The organism is Bacillus sp. FSL E2-8900 (assembly GCF_037966225.1).
Lineage (GTDB): Bacteria > Bacillota > Bacilli > Bacillales > Bacillaceae_G > Bacillus_A > Bacillus_A cereus.
The window spans coordinates 2,136,388-2,161,196 of record NZ_CP150193.1 but is presented as its reverse complement, the minus strand read 5'-3'; the positions used below and the strand labels follow the sequence as shown (position 1 = coordinate 2,161,196).

Here is a 24,809-nt window from a genome sequence, read left to right as displayed (position 1 = left end):
AGACTTCTTTGCGTATTTTCAAAAACAAGATATAAAGATTTTTCATATAACACCGCCAAATATACAATTATTCTAATTTTATTTGAGAAATAGAAAAAACGAGCTGTACATAAATACAGCTCGTTACTATATGATATTTATTTCACTATCTCTTAAATATAATTTTTATATAAAACTTATTCATTTTTAATAAAGTTATTATTTTACATAATTAAATTGAATTTCTTCCATTTCCTCATGATAACTTACAAATAAATCATAGTTTTGAAAATACCAAAGATCATCAGAATCTACAAAAAATATAATACCTTCCTTCTCAACTGACACTATTTCGCCATCGGGTTTCTCAGCAACAACCCCTAAAGAATATCCGGGCTGAATTGAACTATCCCCTCCGTACCTTACAGTAAAACGTACAGATTCACCGTGCTTTATACGTAATTCTTCCTGGAACCATTGCAGAGCTTTACGATCAATTGAAATTCTCATCTTTATTCCTCCAGTTTACGCAAACTCTTTTTTTCCTAATCGTTGTTTTACAAAGAAGACGAAAATAATTAAGGCTATCAATGCTGAAATTGCACTCCCTGAAAATAAAATACGATAACCAAACATTTGTGAAACAACTCCAAGTAAAATAGCACCTAACCCGATTCCTAAATCAAACGCTGTAAAAAATGAAGCATTTGCAACTCCTCTTTTACTCGGATCGACAATTGTAAGCATTGCCGCTTGCAAAGCTGGCTGCGCTGAACCAAATCCAATACCGTATAATGTTGCTGCGATAATTACACCTATCAAACCATTTGAGATAGTTAAAACAACTATAGCTAAAATAGTAATACATAATGCTGGAAGTATGATGAATACTTCTCCATACTTGTCTAATAGTTTCCCTGAAATTGGTCTTACAATTGTTAATGCAATTGCATATACAAGAAAGAAAGTTCCCGGGTTTACATGAATTGATGATGCAAATAACGGTAAAAAGGTTGTTATTCCTCCATATGCAAACGATAAAAAGAATACTACAATCGTGATTGTTAATACGGATTTCTCAAATAGCTGAATTTTCCCTTTTTCTTTTTGTGGCGTAAATGGGATCTTCGTTATTAATGATAATACAACTGCCATAAAAGATAACAACGTCGCTAATAAAAATAGACCATCAAATGAATAATTTTGCACAACCCATAATCCAATCATAGGTCCAATCGCCATTGCAATTGTCATCGCCATCCCATACCAACCCATACCTTCACCGCGGCGTGAATCTGGAATAATATCCGTTATTGCTGTTCCAACAGCTGTTGTAGAAACAGCCCATGTTACTCCGTGAATAACACGTAAAACAGCTAAAAGGACAATAGTCGATGCTATATTATAGGAGTACATCGTTAAGCCAAAAAAGATGAGTCCGAAAATAATAAAGGATCTTCTACCATATTGATCTAACATTCCTCCAATAATCGGTCGTATTACAACAGCAGCTATTGTAAACATCCCCATCATAAGTCCAACTTGCGATTCATTGCCACCTATCTCTTTAATAAAGAGCGGGAGCGTTGGAACAAGTAAATAAAATCCTGTAAATAAAAATAACATTGCGAAAGTCATTTGAATAAATGATTTCGTCCATAATCGTTCCATAAAAATACCTCCATACACTCGTAAAATATTACGATTAACACCCTCATTGTACATTTTATTAATCTCTTTTCCCTCCGCAAATAGACGTATCTTTTCATATTAAATAGTCCACCATCAGCTTACATTAGTCTTAAGACTTTGTACGCATATTTTAAACGAAAGTCCTATATATGTACCTTTATACGTGTGAAAAGAATATACTAATTTATTATCACAACTTAGGAGTGATTATTTTATGTGGGTATTATCATCAAGAGTAACTGTCGCGGTTCCTTCGATACCCGAAATACATGCCCCCGCCGTTCATACAGCAAGTTCCGATGTCGGCATTGAACTTCCAGCAATTTGGCAACAATACCAATCACCAGGTCAAGCTACCCCTTCATTTTGGCATCATGGTGCCCATCCAAGTAGCACTACCTTTTATCATCCTAGCCACGCTCCACTACCTCAGGCTCAAGTCTTTTATCATTTCCCATCAATTTATTTTCAAAATTTTTATGGTACGTTTAACATTTAAAACACATCATTTCATAGCTACTACATTTAAACGAAAAAAGCACTTAAGATTGTAATTTTCACAAATCTTAAGTGCTTTTTAATATTTTTTATAAATTTTTCTTATTGCCCATTATTAGCAGGGGGCTCTCCTGCATTACCGCCAGTCTCTGGTTGTGTGGTCGCTGGTGGAGTTGTATTTCCTTGACCTCCTCCATTATTTGCCGGAGGTGTCGTATTTCCTTGACCTCCTCCGTTATTTGCTGGAGGTGTCGTATTTCCTTGACCTCCTCCATTATTTGCTGGAGGTGTCGTATTTCCTTGACCTCCTCCATTATTTGCTGGAGGTGTCGTATTTCCTTGACCTCCTCCGTTATTTGCTGGAGGTGTCGTTCCTTGGCCATTTCCATTATTTTGTTCTTCTTGTTTCTTTTGCTCTTCTAGTTTCTTTTGTTCTTCTTGCTTCTTAAGTTCCTCTTGTTTCTTTTGTTCTTCTTGTTTTTTCAGTTCTTCTTGTTTCTTTAATTCTTCTTGCTTTTTCTCTTCTTCAGTTTTTTGCTGTTGATCTTGTTTTGGTTGCTCCGTTGTATCCGGTACGCTAGTATTTGGCGATGAATCACGTTTTTCACCTTTTATACGTAGCTCACTACCTTCTTGAATAACACTACTTGGCATTTTAAAGCGTGATTTATCTGTAGCCATTTCGCTCATCATTTCTTTAAAGATCAACTGTGCAATTTTCGTATTCTTACTACTAATATACTCGTCTTTACCATCTTTCATATACCCAGTCCATACTGCCATCGTATATTGCGGTGTATATCCAGCGAACCAACTATCACGAGTTGCACTTTCTGGAATTTTATATTGAGCTAATTGCTTTGATGAATAGTTTGTCGTACCCGTTTTACCAGCTACATCTAAGGAGCCTACATTTGCCGATGTACCAGTACCAGATGTAACTACAGAACGAAGCATATCAGTAATCATGTATGCGGTAGAATCTGTCATAACTTGTTTTGGTTTTTGTCCAAAACTTTGTGACTTACCGTCTGGATAAACGACTTTCTTAACAAAATGTGGTTTCGTATATTTACCTTCATTACCAAATGCCGCATAAGCACCCGCTATTTCAGTTGGCGATACTTCATTTGTACCAATCGCTGTCGATTCTGTCGGTGCTGTATTAAATGTAATACCTAGTTTCTCAGAGAATTCTTTCGATTTACTAATCCCTACTTCTTTTGCAGTTTTAATTGCAGGAATATTACGCGACATTTTTAATGCTTCACGCATTGTAATTGGACCCATATGACTTCTATCTGCATTTCGTACTTCTTGTCCCGTTGAATACTTAAATGGAGAGTCATCAATTTGATGGTACGTAGCCCATTTTAAATATTCAATTGCAGGAGCGTAGTCGAAAATCGGCTTCATCGTTGAACCAGCTGCACGATCTAATTCAATTGCCATATTATGCCCTTTAAATACAGCTTTATTTTCTCCACGGCCACTACCTATAGCACGAACTTCTCCTGTTTTCGTATCCATAAATGTGAATGCACCTTGGAATTTATCGTTCGGATAATCAATGATATTATTATTTAAAATATTATCAGCAAGTTTCTGTGCTTTCGGATCTAACGTTGTATAAATTTCTAAACCGTCAGAACCGATATTAGCATCTGGTAATTCTTTTTCTACTTCTTTCACAACTGCATCCATAAATGCAGGGTATGGCATTGTTTGTAGTTGAGTTGCAGGCTTGAGTCCCTTTTCTACGTCAACTTTTATTGCTTCTTCCATTTCCTGTTTTGTTATATATCCATGTCGGTTCATTAAACTTAGAACAACATTTCTTCTTTCTGTTGCTTTTTGAACATTTTCTTTTTTCGTTGGATCATAGTTATTCGGTGCTTTCGGTAAACCTGCAAGCATCGCAACTTCTGGTAATGTTAAGTCCTTCAATTCTTTACCATAGTAGTTTTGTGCTGCTGTTGCGATCCCATATGAACGGTTTCCTAAGTTAATTTTATTTAAGTACATCTCTAATATTTCATGTTTTGAATACTGTTGTTCTAGCTTATAAGCTAAATATATTTCTTGCGCCTTACGCTTTGGTGTTTTGTCCATTGATAAGAAGTAGTTTTTAATAACTTGCTGTGTTATCGTACTTCCACCTTGAGAACCATAATCCCCTTTAAGACTTACTAGAACAGCACGGGCAGTACCTTTAAAATCTACTCCGCTATGCTCATAAAAACGTGAATCTTCTGTCGCTAAAAATGCATTTTCTACTAATTTAGGTATTTGCTCATACGTAACATTCGTCCTTTTTTCTTTTCCATATTCATATACCAAATCCCCGTTTTTATCATAAATTTTTGAGGATAACGGATTAACAAGTTTTGCTTTCTCAAGTTTTGGTGCATCCTTAATCATTACGAAAAAGGTAGCAACCCCCGCCACTAAACCAACAATACCAAGTAATAAACAAGTAATTAAAAACTTGCGAAAGAATGATGTTTTACCTTTTGGTTTTTGTGTTTTAGAAGCTGGCTGTTTTTTCTTTTTAACTTGTCGTCGTTCCTCTCGAGAACGATAATTTTCTGACATGTTACTTTCTCCTGCCTTTCAATTCTCCCGTTGATTTACTTAAAAATATTGAGGTCACTTTCTAAAATGAATTTGATTAAGAAAGTATATTGACCTGGAGCATTCAATATTTTCCTAATTCACAGATTATAAATTTTAGAATACTTCTTATACAAACTATTTTCACTTCTATTTTTCCTAATAACGCTGCCCCTTTAAGCATAGAATGTAGAAAGTGAATTTTTAATACCTCGTATAAATAATATACCTTTTTTTCAAATGGTCAATATTTTCTTATTTATAAATCAAAGGTGAAATAAAAATAGCACAACGATATGTACTTCGTGTGAACTTCCTTATAATTACGTATAACAAACATTTAATATATTGCATATAAGTATAATACCTCTTAAATTATAAGGATTTCAACATCACAACCTCAACATCTACAAGAAATTATTAAAAATGAAAAGTGAGGAGTTGTGTAATGATGAAGCTATCTCCCGTAATTTCAAAAAATATAGTTGCTGTTGGCTACAATCCTTTTTCTATGATTTTGCGAATCCAATTAAAGAATGGTATGTACGATTTCTTTAATGTACCAGAAAGTATTTATACTGGCCTATTACATGCACAATCTAAAAGTTATTATCATAATACTTACATTAAAAATTCTTTCCGCCACACAAAAATCTAAACTTAACACCCACTAAAAAAGAAAGGAGGTTAATCCTCCTTCCTTTTAAAAACATTTTGCAGATGAATTATCTTCGATTCCTCTTATTAATTTCATCATATGCTTGAATTTGTTTTTTCAAACGCCGATCAGCTTTTTTATCATGCACTACAAGAATTGCATGTATAACCCCTGGAACCCAAAATATTAATGTTAATATAAAATTTATGATTGCCTGAATTGGTTTTCCACAAAATAATACAGCAACAGGTGGAAGAAGAATTGCTAATAAATACATCATCCCTTGAAAACTCCTTATTTTTTATTTTATATATCACTTTTCAAAATATACGCAAAGAAATCTTATGATGTTGGCATTACATAAATTTTCATTAAGTATATATAACATCTCTTACTTTATATATTCTATCTATACGCAAAAAAACCTACTACCATTTTATTCTTAACCTACCTCTAAAATCAATGTATCTCCTTCTATTTAAATAAGTATTTCAGACTTTTTATTGTTTTCTAGCCTATTTTCTTCCTCTATTGCAGTTACTCCAATTGCAGAAATTAACGTTCCTATCGCTTGTATCCAAATACCAATGAGTGCACTGATTCTCTCATCCTTCTTATCAAAAATACTATCTTCATTTTCTCTCTCATCTTTCAATACATTTGAAACACCTTGATACGCTTGTAATCCAGCCCCTAAACTTTGCATGGAGTTACCCAGTATAATAATTTTCTGTAATACATTTATATCCAACAAAGCTGCTTCTACTCCTAAAAAAGCACCGATCGATTGTAAACTGTTCCCTGTAATGATAAGATAATCATTTTCTTTCAATTGTTCATTTATATTAAAATATGTTCCTATTACATTTGATATATTGCCTAATGCTAATAACTCAATTCCTATTTGATCAAGTAATTTACTTTGATTCTCTAAGCCTATATTTTGATTTTCTCTTTTTTCTTCCCCATCATCATAATTGCTCGCAATGATTTGTAATATATATCCGAGGGCTTGTAATGAGCTTCCTACAATAACAAGATCCGATTCAACTTTCTCTTCTCCAATAAATCCTCTTGTCGTTCCAATAGCAGCTGTAAGATTCCCTCCCACTTGAAACCATGCCCCTGTCACTTTTAAACTGCTTGGATTCATTTTTATCACCTATTTAAATATTTTCTAAAGCTTTCAAAACAAACAAATCTCACCCTTAATCTTTTATTTTATTTTTTAGATGTAATTTTGTGAATGATATAATGTGCTACTAATATAAAAGCACCTTAAAGGTGCTTTTTATATGCATGCTGGGCATGTCAATGAATCTCCATTTTTATCTATTGTTATATTCAATATATATTCAATTGCTTTATGTGACCAAGTTTCAGGTGTAGGCGATTCATTTATATATTGTGGCGCACATGACTTCAGCATTGGAGTACTAATACTCCCTCCAGGATCTAAAGCAACTACAGCCATGCCATGGGGTAATTCCAGGGCCATAGATTTAGTGATACCTTCAATAGCAAATTTCGAGGCACAATATGGCGCAAGCTCAGCCTCACCTTCTCTCCCCCAACTAGAACTCATATTAATGATAATTCCTTCTTTCCTAGCTACCATCGCTGGAACAAATGCTCTTATTACATTTACTACACCATTCACGTTTACATTCATTACATTTTCGAATTCTTGAGCCGTAATTTTCCAAAGTTGTGCATTTTGATTTACAATCGATGCATTATTTATTATCATATCGGGAGCTGTATGTGTATTAAGTATATAATTTGCCCAATTGTTAACTTGCTGAGAATCTGAAACATCAATTACTTGGAAATCATGTATTTTACTGTACTGCTTTTTTAGTTCTTCAATTTTATCTTTTGAACGTCCACAACCATATATGTTCCACCCTAATTCATGAAATCGATCAACCATCGCACGCCCTAACCCTTGTGTCACGCCTGTAATAATTACAGATTTACTAATTTCTTTTCGCTTCATTTCTCTCATCCTCCTTCCCTATATCTTACTCTCTTCATTTTTATTCAGCGATTTACTATAGTATCAACTCAACTCATACTTTAGTAATGGTTTTGATATTGTATACATAAACCAAAAAAGTAACCATCATGGTTACTTTTTGCTATATATCTAAAAATTCATTGTTTATTTCATTATTGTTTTTACATTTCAACTTCTCTTTTCCACATTTCTCACACTGGTAAATATAAACTACACCTAATGTCCCTTTTTTAAAATTCTCATTATCCTGCATCTTAATAAAAATATATTTATGTTTACAATGCGATTCACCCAAATAATTTTTAAACCACTTTTTCAACACAACACATTCCACCTTTATGATAGAACCTTTATTTAGCTGCTTTATTACATACTTTTATTTAAATGTTCAATCTCATCTTGCAACTTTTTAAATTGCTCAAAATGCATGGTAATAGATTGGCTACTACCATAATCAACATTTTGTTTCACTAATATAACACCCGTATCATGAAAAAGCGCTTCAAGTTCTTTCCTAATAGACACTTTCGCAATATGAGCTGTTTTAATTGCAGATAAAATTGCAATTTCATTAAACTTTAATTTTATTTCATTTGGACAAAATGCGTCTTCAACTAATATAACTTCATTACTATAAATTAGTGCAACAAGATTACTTGATTTGGCATCTGTTAAATCAACTTTTTTCATAATATCTTTCATTACATTTTGCCTCCTTTATTTTCATATATATCAATTATACAAATTTTTTTAAAAAATTACTCAACTTTATTATATTAATTTTAACACACTTTTATTGAAATCCATGCTCCAAACGTTTTACTATTCCACAATTTTTATTATATGAACCATCTGGACTATAACTCCATATAGTAATGTTAACAACTTATTATAAAGCAGGTGAAAATTATGCCATCAGTTGTAGGAAATTTAGTTGTACAAAATAGTAATGGATCATTTAACTTAGGTGATTTCTACAACGTTTCTCCGAAAGAAAATACGAAAGCTTATAATGGTTCCGGCGCATCAAACGTTGGTTTTGTTGTTAATACTTTTAGCGGTGTTAGCGCGACCAATACATTTGATTCTGACCTTGCAGATCAAAACCAAGTGGGTACAGCCTAATCTTATGTTCAACTTTTTGTATAGAAAATTTTAATTTGTCTATACTATAATCAGGCTGTTTGACAGCTCTTATCGATTTTGGAGTACCCTATCTTTTTCTCCCTTTCCCTGGGGCTCAGCAGCTAGCACAAAGCTAGCTGCTTTTTCTTATATTATTTGTCTCATAAATCAGAAATAAAAAAAGCTGCCATTTAATATTCAGCTTCTTTTACATTATTTCAATAATATCCATAGCGTTAAATACGTAAGTTTTATAAAAGGCGTCTGTACAAATTACAATTTGTTTTACCGGATTGATATGTACAACAGTCATGTAGCTTGTTAATATGTAACCATCTTCAAAATATGTTACCAATATTTCTTTCTCAGACAGTAATGACGTTAATAATTTATCAGAAATCCTCTCTTTTGCTTCATTTGTTAAAAGCGGTTTTTGTACTTTTAATTTCTCTCCAATAATCTTTCTCATATTTAAAAGTTGTTCGGACATTACTGTAAACGGAACCCACTCTCTTTCTTCTTTTTGTATCTTTACATCGTTCATTTTTTATCTCCTTGATCATTTATACATTTATTTATTCATGCTATCCCTTAGTTATTTTTAATACTTACTAAACTCGAATTTACTTCTAAACTATAATTAGGTTACCTCTTAAAAGAACATTCGTTCTTATTATACACGAACTTACGTTCCTTTGAGAAGAGCTATACTTATTATTTCTTAACAAAAAACATAATTTTATTTATCTCCATATTTTTTCCTTTATCAAATAAACTTTTCATTTCTTATATAAAATGCATATAAAAACTAAAAGGCGACTTCACACAAAGTGAAATCGCCTTTTTCTAAAAAATATTCAAAGCTTATTTTTCTATCCTAACTAATGTTCTTTCTGGAATACATAATTCATCTATATTAAAATGATTTATTTTTAATTTCAATTCCCCTACTCGTTCCTTATCTTCATCACCAACCCAACAACTGAATAATTCAAAATAGTCTCCATCTTCCAAATAACCTTCCATAATCTTGCATAAAGTTAAAAGTTTTTCTTTCGCTTCTTTTTTTCCTTTACGTTTTGCCACTCGACAAGTTCAATTCCCCAACTAGTTGAAACCTCATATATGTAATTTTTTTGGAATTGATACTCTTGTACAATTTCAAGCATACTTTCATCTGCAAAACATGGTCCAAAAACAATTACATCATTAGAATCGGGCTCCGTTAACGGAATTTCTACATTACAGCCTATGTAACTTGCTAAACTCATTTTATACTCCTCCAATATTCGTATAAAAAATACTTCATAGTATATTTATTTACTCAAATATAAAATCCCTGCCTAAACAAAAAAGTTTTAAATTTTTTCGTTTATTAACCATCTATAACTGAACACATATACTATGATGAACGAACTCACAAAGCATAAGAAAAGAGAGCATTTACAACACTCTCTTTTCTTACATACTCTATGGAACTTTACAAAACTGAATCAGTGATTTTTATTATTATATTTCATTACATATACTTAGGTTGTACTATTATATGTAACTCTCTCTCTGTATCCGCTTTTTTCGGATGACGAAAATAATTAAGTTCGTACTTTAACACTTTATACTCAACAATTCCGATTTTAATCCCTTTCGTTTCTTTTAATATAGCTAATAAATCACTTATATTTTCATCATATGACTCAAAAATTTTCGCTCCGCCCTCTCCTTGAAAGATTACTTTCATATATTCTCCCCACCTTAATTTATTGATGTGGTAAATGATGCGTTTAAAACGATTCATTCTTTATCCTAAAATTTTCACAACAAAAAGAGCATCCTTTCCAATCGAATGCTCAGCTTTTTACTAATTATCCATGTTAAATATTTATTCAAAAACATTATATGTATTATTTTTTAAATTATGTTCGATATTCATTATTAAAGAGTAAATATATGTAATAAACTTGCATAATGAAAACCGTAGAATATCCACTTTCGTTGAAATAATTATAAACCATAATTTTCCATTGTAATTCTTAATATTTAAATGTAATATTGTATTGTCTTACTATCTATTTATAACTCACACACTAATTAGAAAAGGGAACTCTATATGAGTTCCCTTTTCTAATTATGATTACAGTCATTATTTCTTTTCTAGAAATTTAAATGTATCTTTAAATTCTTTATTATTCACTTTAATATCAGCATCTTTCAATAAATCATTGACTACTTGTTGTTTCCATTTACCTGTCGTATCTTGTAGTCTTTGTTGTTCTATATCTTTACGAATTTTATCCTTTACTTCATCAAATGGCTTCAATTCTTTTTTATCCGTCACTTTAATAATATGGTAACCGTAAGTTGTTTTAACCGGATCACTTACTTGGCCTGCATCTAATTTATACGCAGCTTCCTCAAATTCTTTCACTGTTTGCCCAGGAGCAAAACCAGATATTTCCCCGCCCTGTTCCTTTGAACCAGTATCCTCTGAATACTGTTTTGCTAAGGCAGCAAAATCTTCACCATTATTTACTTTCTCCTTTATTTCTTTAGCCGTTTTTTCATCTTTCACTAAAATGTGACTTACTTTCATTTCTGGTTTATAGTTATTTTTCACATCTTTATCTGTAACTGTTGCTTTAATCGCTTTCTCAAATGCAATTTCTGGCTTCATTTTTTCTTTTAATTCATCTTCGTTTTTCAACCCAAGTTGTTCTAAAGTCGATTTAAAGTTCTCACCCATTTTATCTTTTGCTTCTTCTACTTTCTTTTTTGCTTCCTCATCTGAAACTTTATATTTATCTAACAATGCCTTACTTAACATCATTTGATATAAAGTACTTTCTCCATATTGTTGTCGTAATTCTTTACTTAATTCTTTCTCTGTAACATTCCCTACTTTTGATGTTACTACGTTGTCTGAGGAACCACATGCAGATAATGCTAGCATCACGCATGAAATAATTGTTCCAATAAATATTTTTTTCTTTTTCAATTCAAATACCTCACTTTTATCATTATGCAAATTAACTATACACAGTCATTGTGAAAACAGTGTGTTTTCTACATGTAATTCATTTCATATGAGTAGACTATGTATCATGTATTTTCATTTTTAAACGTAAAGAGTCTTCTTACTATTATGTATAGTAAGAAGACTCTTTACATACTCCTTAAAAACAATACTGCCGCTATAGTTACTTAATAATTACATGTTTTTCAGGTATCCAACTATTCTGCCCGATATCTACCGCATTTCCCACTCTACCCCACACTCGAAAAGATGTCGATCCATCTATATCCCCTTTATAATTCATACATTCAGGCTCTTCATAATAATTTACTCCGTAACCGACAGGATATTTCGAAGTTGCATAAAACCATTTCACATTAAAATGTTTTAAATATGCCCACTGCTTATCGTTCCCTAAACAAATCATATCTTGCTCACCGCCTCCCCAATAACCTGTTAAGATTAAATATGGAATTTTCTGAGTGAGTGCACCTGTAAATTGAGGGGTCATGGGAGTTTCATATAAATTTATTCCGTGTCCATCAGGATATTTCGAAACTGCAATACCAATGCCATTCGGTTGCTGTGTATACACTATGTTAGATTGATTTGCTTTGTTGGAATCTATAAACCAAGAAAGTGACTTATTTCCTACTAATCGATTCAGATCACATTTCCCAATACCAGGAACATTCCCTGAATCCGTATATTGCCACATATCGCATGGATATGCTGGCTTATTCCCTCCATAACGAGGGATCCATATGAAATCAGCTTCAATATTACATGCTCCAAATGATAAATACGTGTGATGCCCTACGTATAATCCTACTTTTTCCACACCTAAACGGCGTAATTCATCAATAAATGCCTGTGTCCCGCCTTGCATATCTACCATCGTTTGAACTTCTATGTCCGCTACCCAAAACTTAGCAGATTGATCACCACGATTCCAAAAATCTTGTGCCTCTTTCTTTGCATCAGCAATAGATATAAAACGGCAAAAAGCATAATTACCGAATGGGATACTATGCTTTTTCATTTCACTAACATAATTTTGATACATAAAATCCACCGTATTAGAGCCATCTTGAACTCTAGCAATCACTAAATCTAACTGAGATGCTGCAATATCCCAATTAATAGTTCCATTCCATTTTGAAATATCTACAATATACCCCATACATTTCAGCTCCTCTTGAATGTCTTATTCATAGCTTGTTTTATTGTAAGCCTCCTCTCTCTAAAACTAGCTATCTATAATATAAATAAAAAGAATCTTTACTGTTTTTCAAAATATATTCTCTTTCAGAAATATTTCTATCAACTTTAACATGTATGCCACATAAAACATTCGAAATATACCCTACTATTCATTTGTTATGTAATCTCGTCCTATCAATCCAGGTATCAATCATTTTTACGGATATTAGAAAACATCCCCCTACATTATTAAATTAAAACTTCCAAACTTAACGCATGCACTAAAATAATATAATTACCACCAACAGGAATAAGCGGCCCAACTGTAACAGTTGGATCAGCACCTATTGAATTTTTTAATTCATTAAAATATGTGATCCACGGTGGCGAAAGCTGAGCTTGTACATTTTCTTCCACTATTTTATACTACCTCCTTATACCATTCTTACTAACATAATATGTAACAAACAAAAAAATGCATTAGTTATATTAACCATTTCCGTATTTATTGATTATATTAATTAAACATTTTATTTCCCATTCTCAATTTCCCCTTTACATCTTTAAGCACTTTTACTACTATAAAATTCTTTATTATAAGCAAATCCACTGAAATTTCATATTATACTAATACGACTCTATATCCATTAAATTATAATACTCAATATTAGGAGCTGATTTCATGGAAAAAAAACCTATCGTGTTCAAAATCCCACCAAATTCAAAGCTAAAAATTACATTTTTCGGTCCTTGTAACGAAGTAATTACAAATGTGTCTATAATTAATCAACTATGCACCCCTAAATGTCAAACTATCACGCAATACCCAGACTTTAAGAAATATGTAACGGAAGTACGATCGCTATCCCGTTGTTAGTCCGCATAATGCACGATTTTCACAACTTTATTACCTAAAATAACCGAGAAAGAAAATAACTGCATTCCTAGACTAAAATTACTCATGTTATGATATTCCATTGATAATTCATTGATTTTTTACACGTTTTTATGAAAAGAACATATATTATCGTATGGAGATTATCCACTCATAAAACCTATCTTTCTTTGGAGCGTACTTTTTATGTATGCTCTTTTTTTATGTAACCGTCCCCCTTCTAAATTGACCAACAATATATTAAAATTCTTTATATACTCAAGGAGGTCAAATATGTTCAAGTTGCATCCAATACTACTCATCTTAGGATTGATTTTGTTTTTATATAGTGTAATCGCCTTTATGCTATTCTTTTCAGTGTATTAGCATTCCCTACACAAATCTATGTTCAATATATAATTTCTATATAGTAAAGAAAAAACATAATGATACGATCTTTTATGTATTCCGTCTTTCTTGTTCTATAAGAAAACTAGTAAACTTACTAACAATGCGTTTTTACAAGCATGTTACTTATTATTCTGTTTATTATCTGAAGAAGGTTGAAGCCCCTACAAATTAAACTACGCTTTACCTATTTACTTATATATTTTAGAAAAACAATAATAATCCCCTACCATTTGGTAAGGGGATTAACTAAACCTACTAAAAAACATTTAATGATCAGTTTTATTTAGTTGGAGAAGGAAATCTTGCTGCTTCAAAATGTGCACCATCTTCTAAAGGACTTAAAACTCCATCTATACTACTTTGTGCATAAATCTCAACTTCATCCCCTGCATTCAGTTGAACAATCGTCGAAACACTTACGACATTTCCAAAACTTATTGGACCAAAAAAGTCATTATCTATAGCTATCGCTGCGTTTCCATTCACACGAATTTCTACACGCGCTCTATAATTTAAAGTTGGATCGTTTGGAAAGAAACCAATCGTTCCAATAATAGAATATACACCTTTAGTCTTCGGCATAAAAATAGATGTTGCTGGATTATACTCATTCGCTAAATCAAATTGTTCATTTTGAAATAACACTTTCACAAAAGTATTAGCAGGAACATTTTGATTCACAGTATTTCTAGCTCTAAATGCGGATGCTCTAACAAGATTGTCCTTGTTATCATGGCACTTACTAGTGTTCTTACAACAATCATGATGCTTCTTTTTATACTCCTTACAATACTTACAGTAGTAATAACAAGACATACTAATTCCCCTTTCAAACTTATTACTACATATTATGTAAGATTGATTTATAAGGTTTGGACTAGCTATTTTTATTATTCATAAGGGCGCTATTAACCTGCACCCTTATTTATATACACCACTTCATTCCTTACTAGTTATAAGTTGTATACAGTTCCATATGGAATAGTAAGAAAAGAACTTCCGTACGGTGTAACATGATGTACTGGGTAAAAATACTCTACGGATGAATAATACGGTTGTACACCTTGCTGCTGCATTTGCAATTGTTGTTGCATTTGCAATGCTTGTTGAATAGCTTGGACTGTACTTTGTGCTCCACTATACGTTATAGATGTACCATACGCTGGTCGCATACCAGTTTCAGAATTAAAATATGAATAAAACATGATTTTCAGCTCCCTTCCCGTATAAGTTATTACAAATTATATTATGATTCTTTATTTCAGTGGGTACTATAAAGCTAGTCCACTCGCTTATATTCAAATAACAAAATAAAAAAGTAGCTGCTAGACTACTTTGACTCCTTCTTATTACCAAATGAAATGATATACATATTCTCCTGTTACACGCTCATTAATTCCCGCAACCCTGACGAACCTAAGTAAATCCGCCCCTTGCAGAAAATATATCGACATCGTAACCGGTACTTGTGACCACATGAATTGAAAAAGCTCATTCACCCTCTGATTCGTCGTAATGATTAAATCATTTACAGGTCCATGATTCCATGCAGAGGTTTGAACTGAAGTGAAAGAAAGGTCTTTTCCATTAACCACTATTCTTGATACGCTTTGAGTTATGTCCACAATAATCCCCTCCAACATTACAAAAATCGGACCTTTTTTAGTTCATATTATTATAAATATTCTTAACTGCAATAAATGTTTAAGGCAAATCCCTAATAAAGTGAAACTTTAATCAGCCCTCACCAATCGGGCTTTTACGGGCATCCCGACTCCACCTAACTTCTTTGCTTCCGCTGAATTTTGAGGTGAGGATCTTACTGCCCGTTAATGCGAGATAAATTTTTTTATTCATATCCCTTAATTCCCGTTACAACCATATAATTTCTAACCTTATTCAATTTTTGTAATTAAAATAAAAAATAGCTAATTCACTACTTAAAAAGTAAAAAAAGCATCAGATTGACTAGTATGTAGATGGTTAAATGAATGTAAAATGTTTTTAAATTATCTACTCTTTTTTTAGTTTGGAAGTAACTCTCATCTCGTCCCATCTTTATACACCACTTTCTTAATCACACTGAACGCAATATTCAATTGATGAGTTTGTCATTTCGTTACCTCCAATTAACGCCTTTGTTCAATGTAGTAATTTTCTTGTATAATAAAAGTTAATTAATCTAGAAGGGACTGAATTATGCGCAGATATCAATATTTTTAATCTACCTATCATTACAACATAACGGAGGTAAAAGTATTGATTACAGAACTACACTCACAGAGATTATATTTAAGGAAAATGAAAGCATCTGATTCACTAAGTATGTTTAAAATATGGTCTGATCCTGATGTTACTAAATTCATGAATATAAGTAATTTCACTGATGAGAACCAGGCAAAAGATATGATTCAATTCCTTAACGAACTCGCTAAAAATAATAAAGCTATACGTTTTACTATTATTGAAAAAGAATCTAATCACATTATCGGTTCATGTGGCTATAATTCCTTAGATTTTGAAAACTCAAAGACTGAGATTGGCTATGATATTTCAAAAACATTTTGGGGTAAAGGATATGCACCTGAAGCAATATCCTCTTTATTAGATTATGCTTTTACACATCTAAAACTAAATCGTGTTGAAGCAAAAGTTGAACCTGCAAATGTAAATTCCATAAAAGTATTAGAAAAATTAAACTTTACTTTTGAAGGTACTCTGAGAAAGAGCGAAAAATCAGCTGGAAAGCTTATCGATTTAAATATCTATTCGAAATTAATAAGCGATTAATTTTAGTCCCTCTGCCCATACTCAATCAAAGTGTGGGCTTCTTTAATTTTTGTATAAAATTCAAAAGTTTGACACAATCCTGGAAAAAGCTTATAAAGAAAAGTGAGGTTTCGTTATTTTCACACTTAGTAGCGCAGTCATGTTACATACAATTTTATAAGTGTGAACGAACTACAAAACTAAAAAACAAATAATAAGTTTGCAACATGTTTGCAAATACGAATTTTGCATATAAATTCGTGTGATATTGAAAGGAGTTTTACTTATGAAAGAAATTAAAACAGAACAAGAATTCAAAGACATCATCGCAAGCGAGGAGCCTGTAGTTGTTAAGTTCTTTACTACATGGTGCCCAGATTGCGTACGTATGGACAACTTTATCGGAGATGTAATGGAAGAGTTCAATAAATTTGAATGGTATTCTATTAATAAAGATGAGTTTCCAAGTATCGCTGAAGAGTATCAAGTAATGGGTATTCCAAGTTTACTTGTATACCAAAATGGTGAGAAGTTAGGCCACTTACATAGTGCTAACGCAAAAACTGAAGAGCAAGTTACTGAGTTTTTAGAAGCATACTAAAATGAAAGCCCTCTGGAAAATATTTTTCAGAGGGTTTTCATCTATTTTCACAATTATCTTTTGAAGTTTTTCATCGTTTAATGAATTACACCTTGTCATGATAAGAATAATACGTAGTAAGAAAAGTATTCGTTTCCTCATCCATCTACCCTCCTATCTCTTTAGTAAATAAACTCCAATTAGGTTCACACCTTGACTTTGTACTTTTCAACATATTTTTCCTTTACGAAACTTTGTTATCCCCTTCTTAAAAAGCTATAAAACGTCAACAATGTTTGTATAGACCCACACGACTTTCGTTTGATACTCTATTTATAGAAAGAAATTCCTTTAAAGAAAGGTGAGTGATTAAAATGGATACTCTTTCTCATAAAGAAGCTGATAAAGGTGCTATTGTCAGCATTATGGCCTACATATTTTTATCCTCTATGAAAATCATCATCAGTTATATTACCCTCTCTAGCGCATTACGCGCTGACGGTTTAAATAACTTAACGGATATCGGTGCTTCTTTAGCGATATTAATTGGTCTAAAAATATCTCGTAAACCTCGTGACCCAGATCATCCGTATGGGCATTCGCGTGCCGAACAAATCGCATCACTTGTTGCGTCCTTCATTATGGCAACAGTCGGATTAGAAGTTGTTATTAGTGCCATTCAATCTTTCTTAAATCCGAAACAAGCAGCACCTAATGTACTCGCTGCATGGGTTGCTTTATTTTCTGCTGTCGTTATGTACTGCGTGTATTTGTATACGAAAAAAATTGCAGCACGAACAAAAAGTAAATCATTAGAAGCCGCTGCAAAGGATAATTTATCAGATGCACTCGTAAGTATTGGTACCGTAGTAGGTATTGTCGGTTCTCAGTTCCAAATGCCTATTTTAGACCCTATTGCCGCTTTAATTGTCGGTCTTATTATTTGTAAAACTGCATGGGAGATTTTCGTAGAATCTTCTCATATGCTAACAGATGGAATTGATCCTGATAAAATGGAAGAATACGCTGATGCTATTGAGCATATTGGCGGTGTGGAAAACATTGTAGATATTCGAGCACGTATGTATGGGAATCAAACGTACGTTGATATTACAATTGAAGTAGATGCTCGCATGGATGTTGGAGAAAGTCACTGTATTACCGACAACATCGAAGCTATGCTGCGCAAAAAATTTGGAATTTACCATGCACACATTCATGTTGAGCCAATGAAAAAAGAACCTATTATGACATAGGTTCTTTTTTTATGAACGTTTTATGGAATATAACACATAAAACGAGCCAGCTACCGCCAGCTGCCCATCCTGCTAATATGTCAGATGGATAGTGCACGCCAAGATATATTCGGCTAACTGAAATAGATAATACAACAAAGCTTGCTATAAGAATAATTAACAATTTTTTATGCAACGAAATACGCTCTTCAGTAATTGTGACGTATGCAATAAATCCTAAAAAAGCAGTAGCATTCATCGTATGACCGCTCGGAAAACTATATCCAGTTGCAGTAACAAGCTGCGTAACATCAGGTCTTGCTCGTTCATACCATAGTTTAAGCATACTGTTTAAATAACGAGATCCGTAGTAATTAATTGTTAGAAGTAACGCACTAAGCAACTTTTTTCTAACGAGAAAATACATTACAAGAATAATGAGTAATGGAAAATATATTCTTTTGGAACCGATAAAAGACACCCAAGTAAAATAGGTCGTCAAATAATCGTTTCGAAAGCTTTGAATAAAATGTGCGACTATATTGTCAAAGTTCTCAATACAAGCGGTATGATACGAAAGTGATAATACGACAAAACAAATGAGTAACGTAAAACTTAGCAAGTATAAATGTCGATATCGTTTCACATACATAACCTCACTATGCAAAAAAATGGAGCGGTTGTTTTAGTTTTCCTCTCCATTTCTTTTTTATGCATAGTTTATTAAAAAATATAATTATTAATTTTCCGCTTCATCTCAGGGATATCTTCTCTTGTTACGGTAAAACGAATCACCTTCTCATCAAGATCAAGCGCCTCAGCGAATAATCCAGCTAAACCACGGGATTTTCTATCTACTTCCATAATAATTTCTAGTCGGTCGTATGCACGTGGCAAGATTAATAATTCTAATTCATCTAATTTCCCATAGTGCTCTCCAGAAACCGGAATAAACTCAAATTCTTGTGCGAATGGAACTTGCTTACGTAATCGGTGCGGTAATTCTTCACATTCTATATGACGTGCTTTAAACCCTAATTCATTTACACTATCTAAAACACTACTTAATAATGCATTGGGTAACACTTGAACGTAGTCGCGGTCACTTGGGTCTATACTACGTTTAATATCAAGACCTGTATGAATCCAAACCGTTTTCATACCAAGTGTAAGTGGTGCTTCAATTGGCATTGGAAAAGAAAATGGAATTTCAACTTTTTCATTCGGTTCTACAGAAAAAGGTTCTGTTAAGCGTACTCGCTCTAAATCATACGTTGCTGTTACTTTTTTATCATCCACTTCTCGTACATAAGACGTCGATAATGTTAAGTAAATGCTTTCAATTTGTTGGCTAACTGAACCTCCAGTTATATGAACCTTTCCAACTATTTCTTCCCCAACAATATACTCATCTTTTTCAAGAACAGTATCTACCTTTGCACTTCCAATACCAACGCTTGCTAAAAACTTTTGAAACATGGAGTCTCCATCCTTTCTAAAGCAGAAGCTACATCTTGTTTTAAATCTTGTACATTCTCATAGTACGGCGTTTTTATTTGTAACATTCGCATAAGAATTTCGCGATTATAATGTTCCAAAGTTAATTCTTCGTACCATGGTTTTTCCTGTTTTTCATTAGATTCATATCCTGCATATAATAAAAATAATGAGAAATGACCGAGCGCATAAAAGTCGCTACGAAAGTGAACTTCTCGCATCAAAGCTTGTTCACCTTCGTAAGTTGTAGCTCGCTCATCATCCTCACCTTTCCATTTAGCCAATCCAAAATCAATAATACTAATTTGATTTTCTTTCATTAGTATGTTTGGAATGCGTAAATCTCGATGAATAATGCCTTCACTATGAAACATCGATACAATTTCTAATATTTCATATAAAATCTTAAAAACTTCACGTTCTGTATATACATACCCATCTATGAAAATATAATCTTCAAAATTTTCACCAGGCATGTACTCCATCACAAAGAAGCTCTTTTTCTCCCATATGAAATGATCATATAGACTAGGAATTGCATAATGATTTAATGTTTGTAAAATCATTTTCTCTTGTTCAAATGATTTTCTACCAGACTCATATCTTTGTTTACTTTGTCTTAATTGTTTTAAGACTTTATATCTATTTGTTTGTAAATCATTAACGACGTATGTAACCCCATAACTGCCCATTCCAATTACTGATTCAATTTTATAACGTTCTGCAACAATTGTATTTTTTCGCAGTGGTCTATCAAATAATGCTAGTACACGACACCATTTCATCAGCTACTTGAAAAGAAGCTACGGCTTTTACGTTTTCTTTTATAATGTTGATGTCCATAACCAGATGAACGTCGTTTATAGTCGCTACTTGAATACGAGCGCCCTCTACGACGATAATCACTACTTGAATACGAACGATATTTTTTCTTTCCTAATAAAGAATCAATAATTTTTTTGAACATTCCTTCACCTCTTGAGTAAAATTTCCTTTTCATTATACCAATAATTATTGACTATATTTGTGACAGGTTTGTAAAGAGTAAAAAACGACGAGTTATGCCCGTCGTTACTTTCATTCATCCTCTTCATCAAAAACTTCATCAATCATACATTTCTCTAATAAATACTCAAATGTAATATCTGCGAGATCTTCAATTTCTTCTCGTTTTGGGACGTACCCTCTTTCAATTAGTTGCTCATAAAAAAACTCCGCAATCTCTTCCGTATCAATCACGACTTCAATTTCCTTCATGAGCATCACTCCTTTATTTCTGTTTTATGAAAAAATCTCAAAATTATGTATATGAGATTAGAAAAATAGATTTTATTTTTTTATAGGTCATAAGCTTTGGACGAGATGCATACGATTGTAGTACAAGCTATTCAAAGGGGGAAATAATAATGGAAAATCAATATGAAGTAGGACAAACAAAAGAAGAGTTCATGCATGAAGATCAATGGGCAGACTCTCTTATAAAGTGGCTTTTTATTTTTTTAATAGTTGTAGGCATACCTTATACTGCATATGTTGTTGTTCAATTTATTCTCTCTTTCTAGTTAACTATTTTTTCTCTGTCAATTTAACTAAATAATTATGAACAACATCCATTACAATTTTATATTCTTCATCTTTAAATGTATCGAACAATAATTGATAATCGTTATAAATATCAAGTAATCCATCAATGATTTCTTGACGATTCGTCTTAACACTCACTTTTTTCGAGTTGTTAATTGACTTTAACTTTCCTAAATCTAATTTATTCATACCTGCTTTATCTTGTTTCATTTTCTTCAAAATTGCATTTGCCGTTTGAGCATTGGCGAGTAACGTTAAATCTGATTCATCCGCTTCTAACCATTCACCATCCGTAATCCGTGACAATTCATAAATTGTATCTTCCCATGCGTCATTCTTATATCTCCATACTTCTGTACGAAAACCAACAATACGGAAAACATCTTTATCATATCCAGTTACTTGCACAAGATCACCAAACGTGAAATTATAATTTAATTCAATCCACTCCGTATCGCCCTTTTTCATATCTTGCTCTGTAACGTGCTGCAATGTTTGCTCTACGTAAAACCCATCGTGATTATTGACTTCGTATACATAAACTCCATCTAAAACCTTCATATTTGTGATTTTCCCAACGGTTCCATATAGCGTAATCACGACTATGTCCCCTACGTTGTATTTAGGTTGTTTTTTTCTTGCCATCTCTATCTCTCCTTTTTTTGACGTCGTGATTTTGATATCAGTATATGCAACCTACATAAAAACGCTTATCACAGAAGCTTATATTCATAAATTTTTTCAATAAAAAATATAATCTTATAAAATTTACATTGCACTCAAAAAAAAGCTAGTAACTAGACTAGCTTCAAATCAACAAATTTCATAATAAAAAACATACAGAATACTTCACTTTAAATAAAGTAATGTATTCTGTATGTTTTCAAATAGTTTTTATCTATCTTGTATGTATAAATCCCAGGCTTCATCAAATATAGACATACTTTCTAGCATTCCGCTCAACTCTAAGTATGAACTAATTTCATCATAGTCTTCAGATTGCTTCGGAAAACTTAAATCATCATACATCGCCTCTGCTAAATCTGAAATTTCATTTCTAAATAAAGCTGCACGATGCTTCATCATATAATGGTAAAATGTCTTTTTCAAAAATATTCCCTACCTTTCTAACTTGGGTACATTATACAAGGCAAAAAAGAAAAAAACCAGCATAAAAGCTGGTTAAAAGTCGAAATAATTTCTTTTTAATAGACGCGGTCTTCCCATTAATTCTTCATATGTTAGTTGTTTTGGTAAATCTTTCGTGTAAATTAAGAATAATTGATCTTCAATTTCTTTTACTGTATGGTCTGATTGATAGTCCATCCCGCACGAGGAACAAGAAATACATGGTGTCTCTTGGATTTCAATGGCTTTCGTACCATCTGGTAATTCCCAATATACAGTATTCAAGCTTTCTTTCGCTTCTGTACTGTCACACCACATACAATTCATACTGCATCACCCTCAGTTTTTTTGTCGTTTTCTTCTAACTTAGCCATTTGTGCTTGATATTTTTTATCTTTTAATTGATCGCGCTTATCACGTTTATCTTTTAAAGATGCATGAGTATCATTATCTTCGTAGTCTTTACGACGGTTCATACGCTGTAAGTCGTCTGGAACGAGGTTAAATTTCTTATCGCTCATAAGACCTGCGATACCAACATCTGAACGTTTTTCTTCGTAGTTCGGATAAATCTCTTTAAAGTATCCTTCCGCTCTTCCTGGAATATAGCTCTCTGGCTCTGGATACGTCGTAATAACACCTTCAAAGTTACGAAGTACAACTTTATCTGCACTTTGTGAGATTAAATAGTTTGGCTGAAGTGCAATTTTACCGCCTCCACCTGGCGCATCAACAACGAATGTCGGAACAGCATAACCAGATGTGTGTCCACGTAAACCTTCAATAATTTCAAGACCTTTAGATACTGGTGCACGGAAGTGACCGATACCTTCAGATAAGTCACATTGATAAATGTAGTATGGACGTACACGGATTTTTACTAAGTCATGCATAAGTTTTTTCATAATTGGAACGCTGTCGTTAATACCAGCTAAAATTACTGCTTGGTTTCCGACTGGAACACCAGCATTCGCTAACATTTCACATGCCTTTTTCGATTCTTCAGTAATTTCAATAGATGTATTGAAATGTGTATTTAACCATACTGGATGGTATTTTTTAATAATGTTACATAAGTTTTCTGTAATACGTTGTGGGAATACTACTGGTGCTCTCGTTCCGATACGAATAATCTCAACATGCGGAATCTCTCGTAAATTTTTTAATACATATTCTAAAATTTTATCGTTAATTAGAAGTCCGTCACCACCGGAGATTAATACATCTCGTACTTGTGGCGTTTCACGAATATAAGCAATTGCATCATCTAATTGTTTCTTCGGTACACCCATTCCAATTTGTCCACTAAAACGACGACGTGTACAGTAACGACAATACATAGAACATTGATTTGTTACTAAGAATAGTACACGGTCCGGATAACGATGTGTTAGCCCTGGAACTGGTGAATCTTCGTCTTCGTGAAGTGGGTCTTCTAAATCATATTTTGTTTTATATAACTCTTCCGAAATCGGTACTGATTGCATCCGAATCGGACAGCGTGGATCATCAGGATTCATTAGCCAAGCATAGTACGGTGTAATGTTTAACGGGATCGTTTTCGTTGAAATTTTAACGCCCTCTTCTTCTTCAGGTGTTAAGTTAATCACTTTTCTTAAGTCATCTAACGTTTTGATCGTATTCGTTAATTGCCAAACCCAATCATTCCATTGCTCTTCAGTAACATCTTTCCATAATTCGATATCCTTCCAGTGACGATTTGGTTTGTATACATCATGTAACATTGCTATTCCCCCTTTTTATACGCTCATCCTTTATATAAGCAATAGTTATGCCAACTTTACATTGTTGATAAGTAAATGTGCGGAGAACCCTATTACATAAGCGAAAAAATATTTTTAAGCGTTGTATGAAATCAATACTTAACATCATATTCATTACTTTTTATATATGTAAACGCTCTTTTATTGGT

At 32.8% G+C, this 24,809-nt stretch carries 35 protein-coding genes and 1 pseudogene; 8 read left to right on the top strand and 28 right to left on the bottom strand.

What is annotated here, in order from left to right:
* Positions 1–198 precede the first annotated feature (198 nt).
* Positions 199–489, bottom strand: a complete 291-nt coding sequence (locus NST90_RS11220; protein ID WP_001222842.1) for an iron-sulfur cluster biosynthesis family protein — start codon at positions 487–489, stop codon at positions 199–201.
* Positions 490–504: 15 nt separating this feature from the next.
* Positions 505–1,650 carry an MFS transporter gene (locus NST90_RS11215; RefSeq protein WP_000440662.1) on the bottom strand — a complete coding sequence of 382 codons (1,146 nt, stop codon included), beginning with the start codon at positions 1,648–1,650 and terminating at the stop codon, positions 505–507.
* Positions 1,651–1,885: 235 nt separating this feature from the next.
* On the opposite strand from NST90_RS11215, the gene NST90_RS11210 reads away from it, so the two are divergent.
* Positions 1,886–2,170, top strand: a complete 285-nt coding sequence (locus NST90_RS11210) for a hypothetical protein (protein ID WP_000270101.1) — start codon at positions 1,886–1,888, stop codon at positions 2,168–2,170.
* A 101-nt stretch (positions 2,171–2,271) separates the two neighbouring features.
* Here the strand turns inward: NST90_RS11210 and NST90_RS11205 are convergent, their stop codons facing one another.
* Positions 2,272–4,764, bottom strand: coding sequence for a PBP1A family penicillin-binding protein (locus tag NST90_RS11205; RefSeq protein ID WP_046392670.1), 2,493 nt, complete (start codon positions 4,762–4,764; stop codon positions 2,272–2,274).
* 466 nt (positions 4,765–5,230) lie between these two features.
* Here NST90_RS11205 and NST90_RS11200 point away from each other — a divergent pair, with 466 nt between their 5' ends.
* A complete protein-coding gene (locus tag NST90_RS11200; RefSeq protein ID WP_000977081.1) occupies positions 5,231–5,440 on the top strand; it encodes a KTSC domain-containing protein in 210 nt (69 codons plus the stop codon).
* A gap of 67 nt (positions 5,441–5,507) precedes the next feature.
* Here the strand turns inward: NST90_RS11200 and NST90_RS11195 are convergent, their stop codons facing one another.
* The 5 genes from NST90_RS11195 to NST90_RS11175 all read right to left on the bottom strand — a co-directional run bounded on the left by NST90_RS11195 (position 5,508) and on the right by NST90_RS11175 (position 8,162).
* On the bottom strand, positions 5,508–5,720 hold the full coding sequence (locus tag NST90_RS11195) for a YqaE/Pmp3 family membrane protein (RefSeq protein WP_000990233.1): 213 nt from the start codon (positions 5,718–5,720) through the stop codon (positions 5,508–5,510).
* A 198-nt stretch (positions 5,721–5,918) separates the two neighbouring features.
* Positions 5,919–6,593, bottom strand: coding sequence for an AraC family transcriptional regulator (locus tag NST90_RS11190; RefSeq protein ID WP_283748183.1), 675 nt, complete (start codon positions 6,591–6,593; stop codon positions 5,919–5,921).
* Between the two features lie 138 nt (positions 6,594–6,731).
* Positions 6,732–7,439, bottom strand: a complete 708-nt coding sequence (locus tag NST90_RS11185) for an SDR family oxidoreductase (RefSeq protein ID WP_000823062.1) — start codon at positions 7,437–7,439, stop codon at positions 6,732–6,734.
* A gap of 142 nt (positions 7,440–7,581) precedes the next feature.
* Complete coding sequence (locus NST90_RS11180; RefSeq protein WP_000915146.1) at positions 7,582–7,782, bottom strand: hypothetical protein; 201 nt, start codon at positions 7,780–7,782, stop codon at positions 7,582–7,584.
* A 44-nt stretch (positions 7,783–7,826) separates the two neighbouring features.
* Complete coding sequence (locus NST90_RS11175; protein ID WP_000651907.1) at positions 7,827–8,162, bottom strand: hypothetical protein; 336 nt, start codon at positions 8,160–8,162, stop codon at positions 7,827–7,829.
* Positions 8,163–8,369: 207 nt separating this feature from the next.
* On the opposite strand from NST90_RS11175, the gene gerPF reads away from it, so the two are divergent.
* Positions 8,370–8,585, top strand: a complete 216-nt coding sequence (gene gerPF, locus NST90_RS11170; protein ID WP_001141569.1) for a spore germination protein GerPF — start codon at positions 8,370–8,372, stop codon at positions 8,583–8,585.
* A 208-nt stretch (positions 8,586–8,793) separates the two neighbouring features.
* On the opposite strand, the gene NST90_RS11165 is transcribed toward gerPF, so the two are convergent.
* The 7 genes from NST90_RS11165 to NST90_RS11135 form a co-directional block, all read right to left on the bottom strand.
* Complete coding sequence (locus NST90_RS11165) at positions 8,794–9,129, bottom strand: YolD-like family protein (RefSeq protein ID WP_002024004.1); 336 nt, start codon at positions 9,127–9,129, stop codon at positions 8,794–8,796.
* 320 nt (positions 9,130–9,449) lie between these two features.
* Positions 9,450–9,671 carry a hypothetical protein gene (locus NST90_RS11160; RefSeq protein ID WP_002093987.1) on the bottom strand — a complete coding sequence of 74 codons (222 nt, stop codon included), beginning with the start codon at positions 9,669–9,671 and terminating at the stop codon, positions 9,450–9,452.
* Positions 9,626–9,856 (bottom strand): hypothetical protein, encoded by a 231-nt coding sequence (locus tag NST90_RS11155; protein ID WP_000050521.1) that lies wholly within the window; start codon positions 9,854–9,856, stop codon positions 9,626–9,628. Before NST90_RS11155 ends, NST90_RS11160 begins: the two co-directional genes overlap by 46 nt.
* A 248-nt stretch (positions 9,857–10,104) precedes the next feature.
* Positions 10,105–10,323, bottom strand: a complete 219-nt coding sequence (locus tag NST90_RS11150) for a hypothetical protein (protein WP_000864271.1) — start codon at positions 10,321–10,323, stop codon at positions 10,105–10,107.
* Between the two features lie 402 nt (positions 10,324–10,725).
* A complete protein-coding gene (locus tag NST90_RS11145; protein ID WP_000727348.1) occupies positions 10,726–11,577 on the bottom strand; it encodes a peptidylprolyl isomerase PrsA in 852 nt (283 codons plus the stop codon).
* A gap of 202 nt (positions 11,578–11,779) precedes the next feature.
* Positions 11,780–12,778: a glycoside hydrolase family 25 protein gene (locus tag NST90_RS11140; RefSeq protein ID WP_046392669.1), complete on the bottom strand. Its 999-nt coding sequence runs from the start codon at positions 12,776–12,778 to the stop codon at positions 11,780–11,782.
* A 269-nt stretch (positions 12,779–13,047) separates the two neighbouring features.
* A complete protein-coding gene (locus NST90_RS11135; RefSeq protein WP_000392277.1) occupies positions 13,048–13,215 on the bottom strand; it encodes a hypothetical protein in 168 nt (55 codons plus the stop codon).
* Positions 13,216–13,480: 265 nt separating this feature from the next.
* Between NST90_RS11135 and NST90_RS11130 the strand changes: the two genes are divergently transcribed.
* Positions 13,481–13,675: a hypothetical protein gene (locus NST90_RS11130; protein WP_000412555.1), complete on the top strand. Its 195-nt coding sequence runs from the start codon at positions 13,481–13,483 to the stop codon at positions 13,673–13,675.
* A 687-nt stretch (positions 13,676–14,362) separates the two neighbouring features.
* Here NST90_RS11130 and NST90_RS11125 read toward each other — a convergent pair.
* The 4 genes and pseudogenes from NST90_RS11125 to NST90_RS11110 form a co-directional block, all read right to left on the bottom strand.
* Positions 14,363–14,899, bottom strand: coding sequence for an ABC transporter permease (locus NST90_RS11125; RefSeq protein ID WP_044307442.1), 537 nt, complete (start codon positions 14,897–14,899; stop codon positions 14,363–14,365).
* A gap of 137 nt (positions 14,900–15,036) precedes the next feature.
* Entirely contained in the window at positions 15,037–15,288 is a 252-nt protein-coding gene (locus tag NST90_RS11120) for a DUF3947 family protein (protein WP_000500095.1), read from the bottom strand.
* A gap of 144 nt (positions 15,289–15,432) precedes the next feature.
* Positions 15,433–15,708, bottom strand: coding sequence for a hypothetical protein (locus tag NST90_RS11115; protein ID WP_130813707.1), 276 nt, complete (start codon positions 15,706–15,708; stop codon positions 15,433–15,435).
* A 320-nt stretch (positions 15,709–16,028) separates the two neighbouring features.
* A pseudogene (locus NST90_RS11110) lies at positions 16,029–16,139 on the bottom strand (2TM domain-containing protein); the annotation flags it as partial.
* A gap of 203 nt (positions 16,140–16,342) precedes the next feature.
* Here NST90_RS11110 and NST90_RS11105 point away from each other — a divergent pair.
* The 3 genes from NST90_RS11105 to NST90_RS11095 all read left to right on the top strand — a co-directional run bounded on the left by NST90_RS11105 (position 16,343) and on the right by NST90_RS11095 (position 18,688).
* Complete coding sequence (locus NST90_RS11105) at positions 16,343–16,873, top strand: GNAT family protein (RefSeq protein WP_046392668.1); 531 nt, start codon at positions 16,343–16,345, stop codon at positions 16,871–16,873.
* A gap of 265 nt (positions 16,874–17,138) precedes the next feature.
* Complete coding sequence (locus NST90_RS11100; RefSeq protein ID WP_000658787.1) at positions 17,139–17,453, top strand: thioredoxin family protein; 315 nt, start codon at positions 17,139–17,141, stop codon at positions 17,451–17,453.
* A 353-nt stretch (positions 17,454–17,806) separates the two neighbouring features.
* Positions 17,807–18,688 (top strand): cation diffusion facilitator family transporter, encoded by an 882-nt coding sequence (locus NST90_RS11095; protein ID WP_000380385.1) that lies wholly within the window; start codon positions 17,807–17,809, stop codon positions 18,686–18,688.
* On the opposite strand, the gene NST90_RS11090 is transcribed toward NST90_RS11095, so the two are convergent.
* The 5 genes from NST90_RS11090 to NST90_RS11070 form a co-directional block, all read right to left on the bottom strand.
* The gene (locus NST90_RS11090) at positions 18,678–19,313 is read right to left on the bottom strand and encodes a phosphatase PAP2 family protein (protein WP_000833370.1); all 636 of its coding nucleotides are present in this window, start codon (positions 19,311–19,313) and stop codon (positions 18,678–18,680) included. The two genes, NST90_RS11095 and NST90_RS11090, sit on opposite strands and share 11 nt — an antisense overlap.
* A 77-nt stretch (positions 19,314–19,390) precedes the next feature.
* A complete protein-coding gene (locus NST90_RS11085) occupies positions 19,391–20,146 on the bottom strand; it encodes a sporulation protein (RefSeq protein ID WP_000486626.1) in 756 nt (251 codons plus the stop codon).
* Complete coding sequence (locus tag NST90_RS11080) at positions 20,128–20,949, bottom strand: protein kinase (protein WP_283748184.1); 822 nt, start codon at positions 20,947–20,949, stop codon at positions 20,128–20,130. The genes NST90_RS11085 and NST90_RS11080 overlap by 19 nt, the downstream gene beginning before the upstream one ends.
* Positions 20,949–21,131, bottom strand: coding sequence for a hypothetical protein (locus NST90_RS11075; protein ID WP_000473371.1), 183 nt, complete (start codon positions 21,129–21,131; stop codon positions 20,949–20,951). The genes NST90_RS11080 and NST90_RS11075 overlap by 1 nt, the downstream gene beginning before the upstream one ends.
* A gap of 110 nt (positions 21,132–21,241) precedes the next feature.
* Entirely contained in the window at positions 21,242–21,421 is a 180-nt protein-coding gene (locus NST90_RS11070) for a YozD family protein (RefSeq protein ID WP_000658451.1), read from the bottom strand.
* 149 nt (positions 21,422–21,570) lie between these two features.
* Here NST90_RS11070 and NST90_RS11065 point away from each other — a divergent pair, with 149 nt between their 5' ends.
* On the top strand, positions 21,571–21,726 hold the full coding sequence (locus tag NST90_RS11065) for a DUF3930 family protein (RefSeq protein WP_000431486.1): 156 nt from the start codon (positions 21,571–21,573) through the stop codon (positions 21,724–21,726).
* A 4-nt stretch (positions 21,727–21,730) separates the two neighbouring features.
* On the opposite strand, the gene NST90_RS11060 is transcribed toward NST90_RS11065, so the two are convergent.
* From NST90_RS11060 to ablA, 4 genes are all read right to left on the bottom strand, one after another.
* Positions 21,731–22,393, bottom strand: coding sequence for a hypothetical protein (locus tag NST90_RS11060; RefSeq protein WP_000101499.1), 663 nt, complete (start codon positions 22,391–22,393; stop codon positions 21,731–21,733).
* 249 nt (positions 22,394–22,642) lie between these two features.
* Positions 22,643–22,858 carry a YozE family protein gene (locus NST90_RS11055; protein WP_000750717.1) on the bottom strand — a complete coding sequence of 72 codons (216 nt, stop codon included), beginning with the start codon at positions 22,856–22,858 and terminating at the stop codon, positions 22,643–22,645.
* A 72-nt stretch (positions 22,859–22,930) separates the two neighbouring features.
* Positions 22,931–23,203, bottom strand: coding sequence for a YokU family protein (locus NST90_RS11050; protein ID WP_000995763.1), 273 nt, complete (start codon positions 23,201–23,203; stop codon positions 22,931–22,933).
* On the bottom strand, positions 23,200–24,621 hold the full coding sequence (gene ablA, locus NST90_RS11045) for a lysine 2,3-aminomutase (RefSeq protein WP_000902142.1): 1,422 nt from the start codon (positions 24,619–24,621) through the stop codon (positions 23,200–23,202). The genes NST90_RS11050 and ablA overlap by 4 nt, the downstream gene beginning before the upstream one ends.
* Positions 24,622–24,809 lie beyond the last annotated feature (188 nt).

Excerpts from the sequence above, each read along its gene's own strand:
- NST90_RS11085 (WP_000486626.1), bottom strand. The coding sequence starts at position 20,146 with ATGTTTCAAAAGTTTTTAGCAAGCGTTGGTATTGGAAGTGCAAAGGTA.
- NST90_RS11075 (WP_000473371.1), bottom strand. The coding sequence starts at position 21,131 with ATGTTCAAAAAAATTATTGATTCTTTATTAGGAAAGAAAAAATATCGT.
- NST90_RS11175 (WP_000651907.1), bottom strand. The coding sequence starts at position 8,162 with ATGAAAGATATTATGAAAAAAGTTGATTTAACAGATGCCAAATCAAGT.
- NST90_RS11130 (WP_000412555.1), top strand. The coding sequence starts at position 13,481 with ATGGAAAAAAAACCTATCGTGTTCAAAATCCCACCAAATTCAAAGCTA.
- ablA (WP_000902142.1), bottom strand. The coding sequence starts at position 24,621 with ATGTTACATGATGTATACAAACCAAATCGTCACTGGAAGGATATCGAA.
- NST90_RS11070 (WP_000658451.1), bottom strand. The coding sequence starts at position 21,421 with ATGAAGGAAATTGAAGTCGTGATTGATACGGAAGAGATTGCGGAGTTT.
- NST90_RS11150 (WP_000864271.1), bottom strand. The coding sequence starts at position 10,323 with ATGAAAGTAATCTTTCAAGGAGAGGGCGGAGCGAAAATTTTTGAGTCA.
- NST90_RS11205 (WP_046392670.1), bottom strand. The coding sequence starts at position 4,764 with ATGTCAGAAAATTATCGTTCTCGAGAGGAACGACGACAAGTTAAAAAG.
- NST90_RS11155 (WP_000050521.1), bottom strand. The coding sequence starts at position 9,856 with ATGAGTTTAGCAAGTTACATAGGCTGTAATGTAGAAATTCCGTTAACG.
- NST90_RS11120 (WP_000500095.1), bottom strand. The coding sequence starts at position 15,288 with ATGTTTTATTCATATTTTAATTCTGAAACTGGTATGCGACCAGCGTAT.
- NST90_RS11125 (WP_044307442.1), bottom strand. The coding sequence starts at position 14,899 with ATGTCTTGTTATTACTACTGTAAGTATTGTAAGGAGTATAAAAAGAAG.
- NST90_RS11050 (WP_000995763.1), bottom strand. The coding sequence starts at position 23,203 with ATGAATTGTATGTGGTGTGACAGTACAGAAGCGAAAGAAAGCTTGAAT.
- NST90_RS11215 (WP_000440662.1), bottom strand. The coding sequence starts at position 1,650 with ATGGAACGATTATGGACGAAATCATTTATTCAAATGACTTTCGCAATG.
- NST90_RS11210 (WP_000270101.1), top strand. The coding sequence starts at position 1,886 with ATGTGGGTATTATCATCAAGAGTAACTGTCGCGGTTCCTTCGATACCC.
- NST90_RS11195 (WP_000990233.1), bottom strand. The coding sequence starts at position 5,720 with ATGATGTATTTATTAGCAATTCTTCTTCCACCTGTTGCTGTATTATTT.
- NST90_RS11095 (WP_000380385.1), top strand. The coding sequence starts at position 17,807 with ATGGATACTCTTTCTCATAAAGAAGCTGATAAAGGTGCTATTGTCAGC.
- NST90_RS11165 (WP_002024004.1), bottom strand. The coding sequence starts at position 9,129 with ATGAACGATGTAAAGATACAAAAAGAAGAAAGAGAGTGGGTTCCGTTT.
- NST90_RS11140 (WP_046392669.1), bottom strand. The coding sequence starts at position 12,778 with ATGGGGTATATTGTAGATATTTCAAAATGGAATGGAACTATTAATTGG.
- NST90_RS11190 (WP_283748183.1), bottom strand. The coding sequence starts at position 6,593 with ATGAATCCAAGCAGTTTAAAAGTGACAGGGGCATGGTTTCAAGTGGGA.
- NST90_RS11065 (WP_000431486.1), top strand. The coding sequence starts at position 21,571 with ATGGAAAATCAATATGAAGTAGGACAAACAAAAGAAGAGTTCATGCAT.
- NST90_RS11100 (WP_000658787.1), top strand. The coding sequence starts at position 17,139 with ATGAAAGAAATTAAAACAGAACAAGAATTCAAAGACATCATCGCAAGC.
- NST90_RS11060 (WP_000101499.1), bottom strand. The coding sequence starts at position 22,393 with ATGGCAAGAAAAAAACAACCTAAATACAACGTAGGGGACATAGTCGTG.
- NST90_RS11200 (WP_000977081.1), top strand. The coding sequence starts at position 5,231 with ATGATGAAGCTATCTCCCGTAATTTCAAAAAATATAGTTGCTGTTGGC.
- NST90_RS11220 (WP_001222842.1), bottom strand. The coding sequence starts at position 489 with ATGAGAATTTCAATTGATCGTAAAGCTCTGCAATGGTTCCAGGAAGAA.
- gerPF (WP_001141569.1), top strand. The coding sequence starts at position 8,370 with ATGCCATCAGTTGTAGGAAATTTAGTTGTACAAAATAGTAATGGATCA.
- NST90_RS11185 (WP_000823062.1), bottom strand. The coding sequence starts at position 7,439 with ATGAAGCGAAAAGAAATTAGTAAATCTGTAATTATTACAGGCGTGACA.
- NST90_RS11080 (WP_283748184.1), bottom strand. The coding sequence starts at position 20,949 with ATGAAATGGTGTCGTGTACTAGCATTATTTGATAGACCACTGCGAAAA.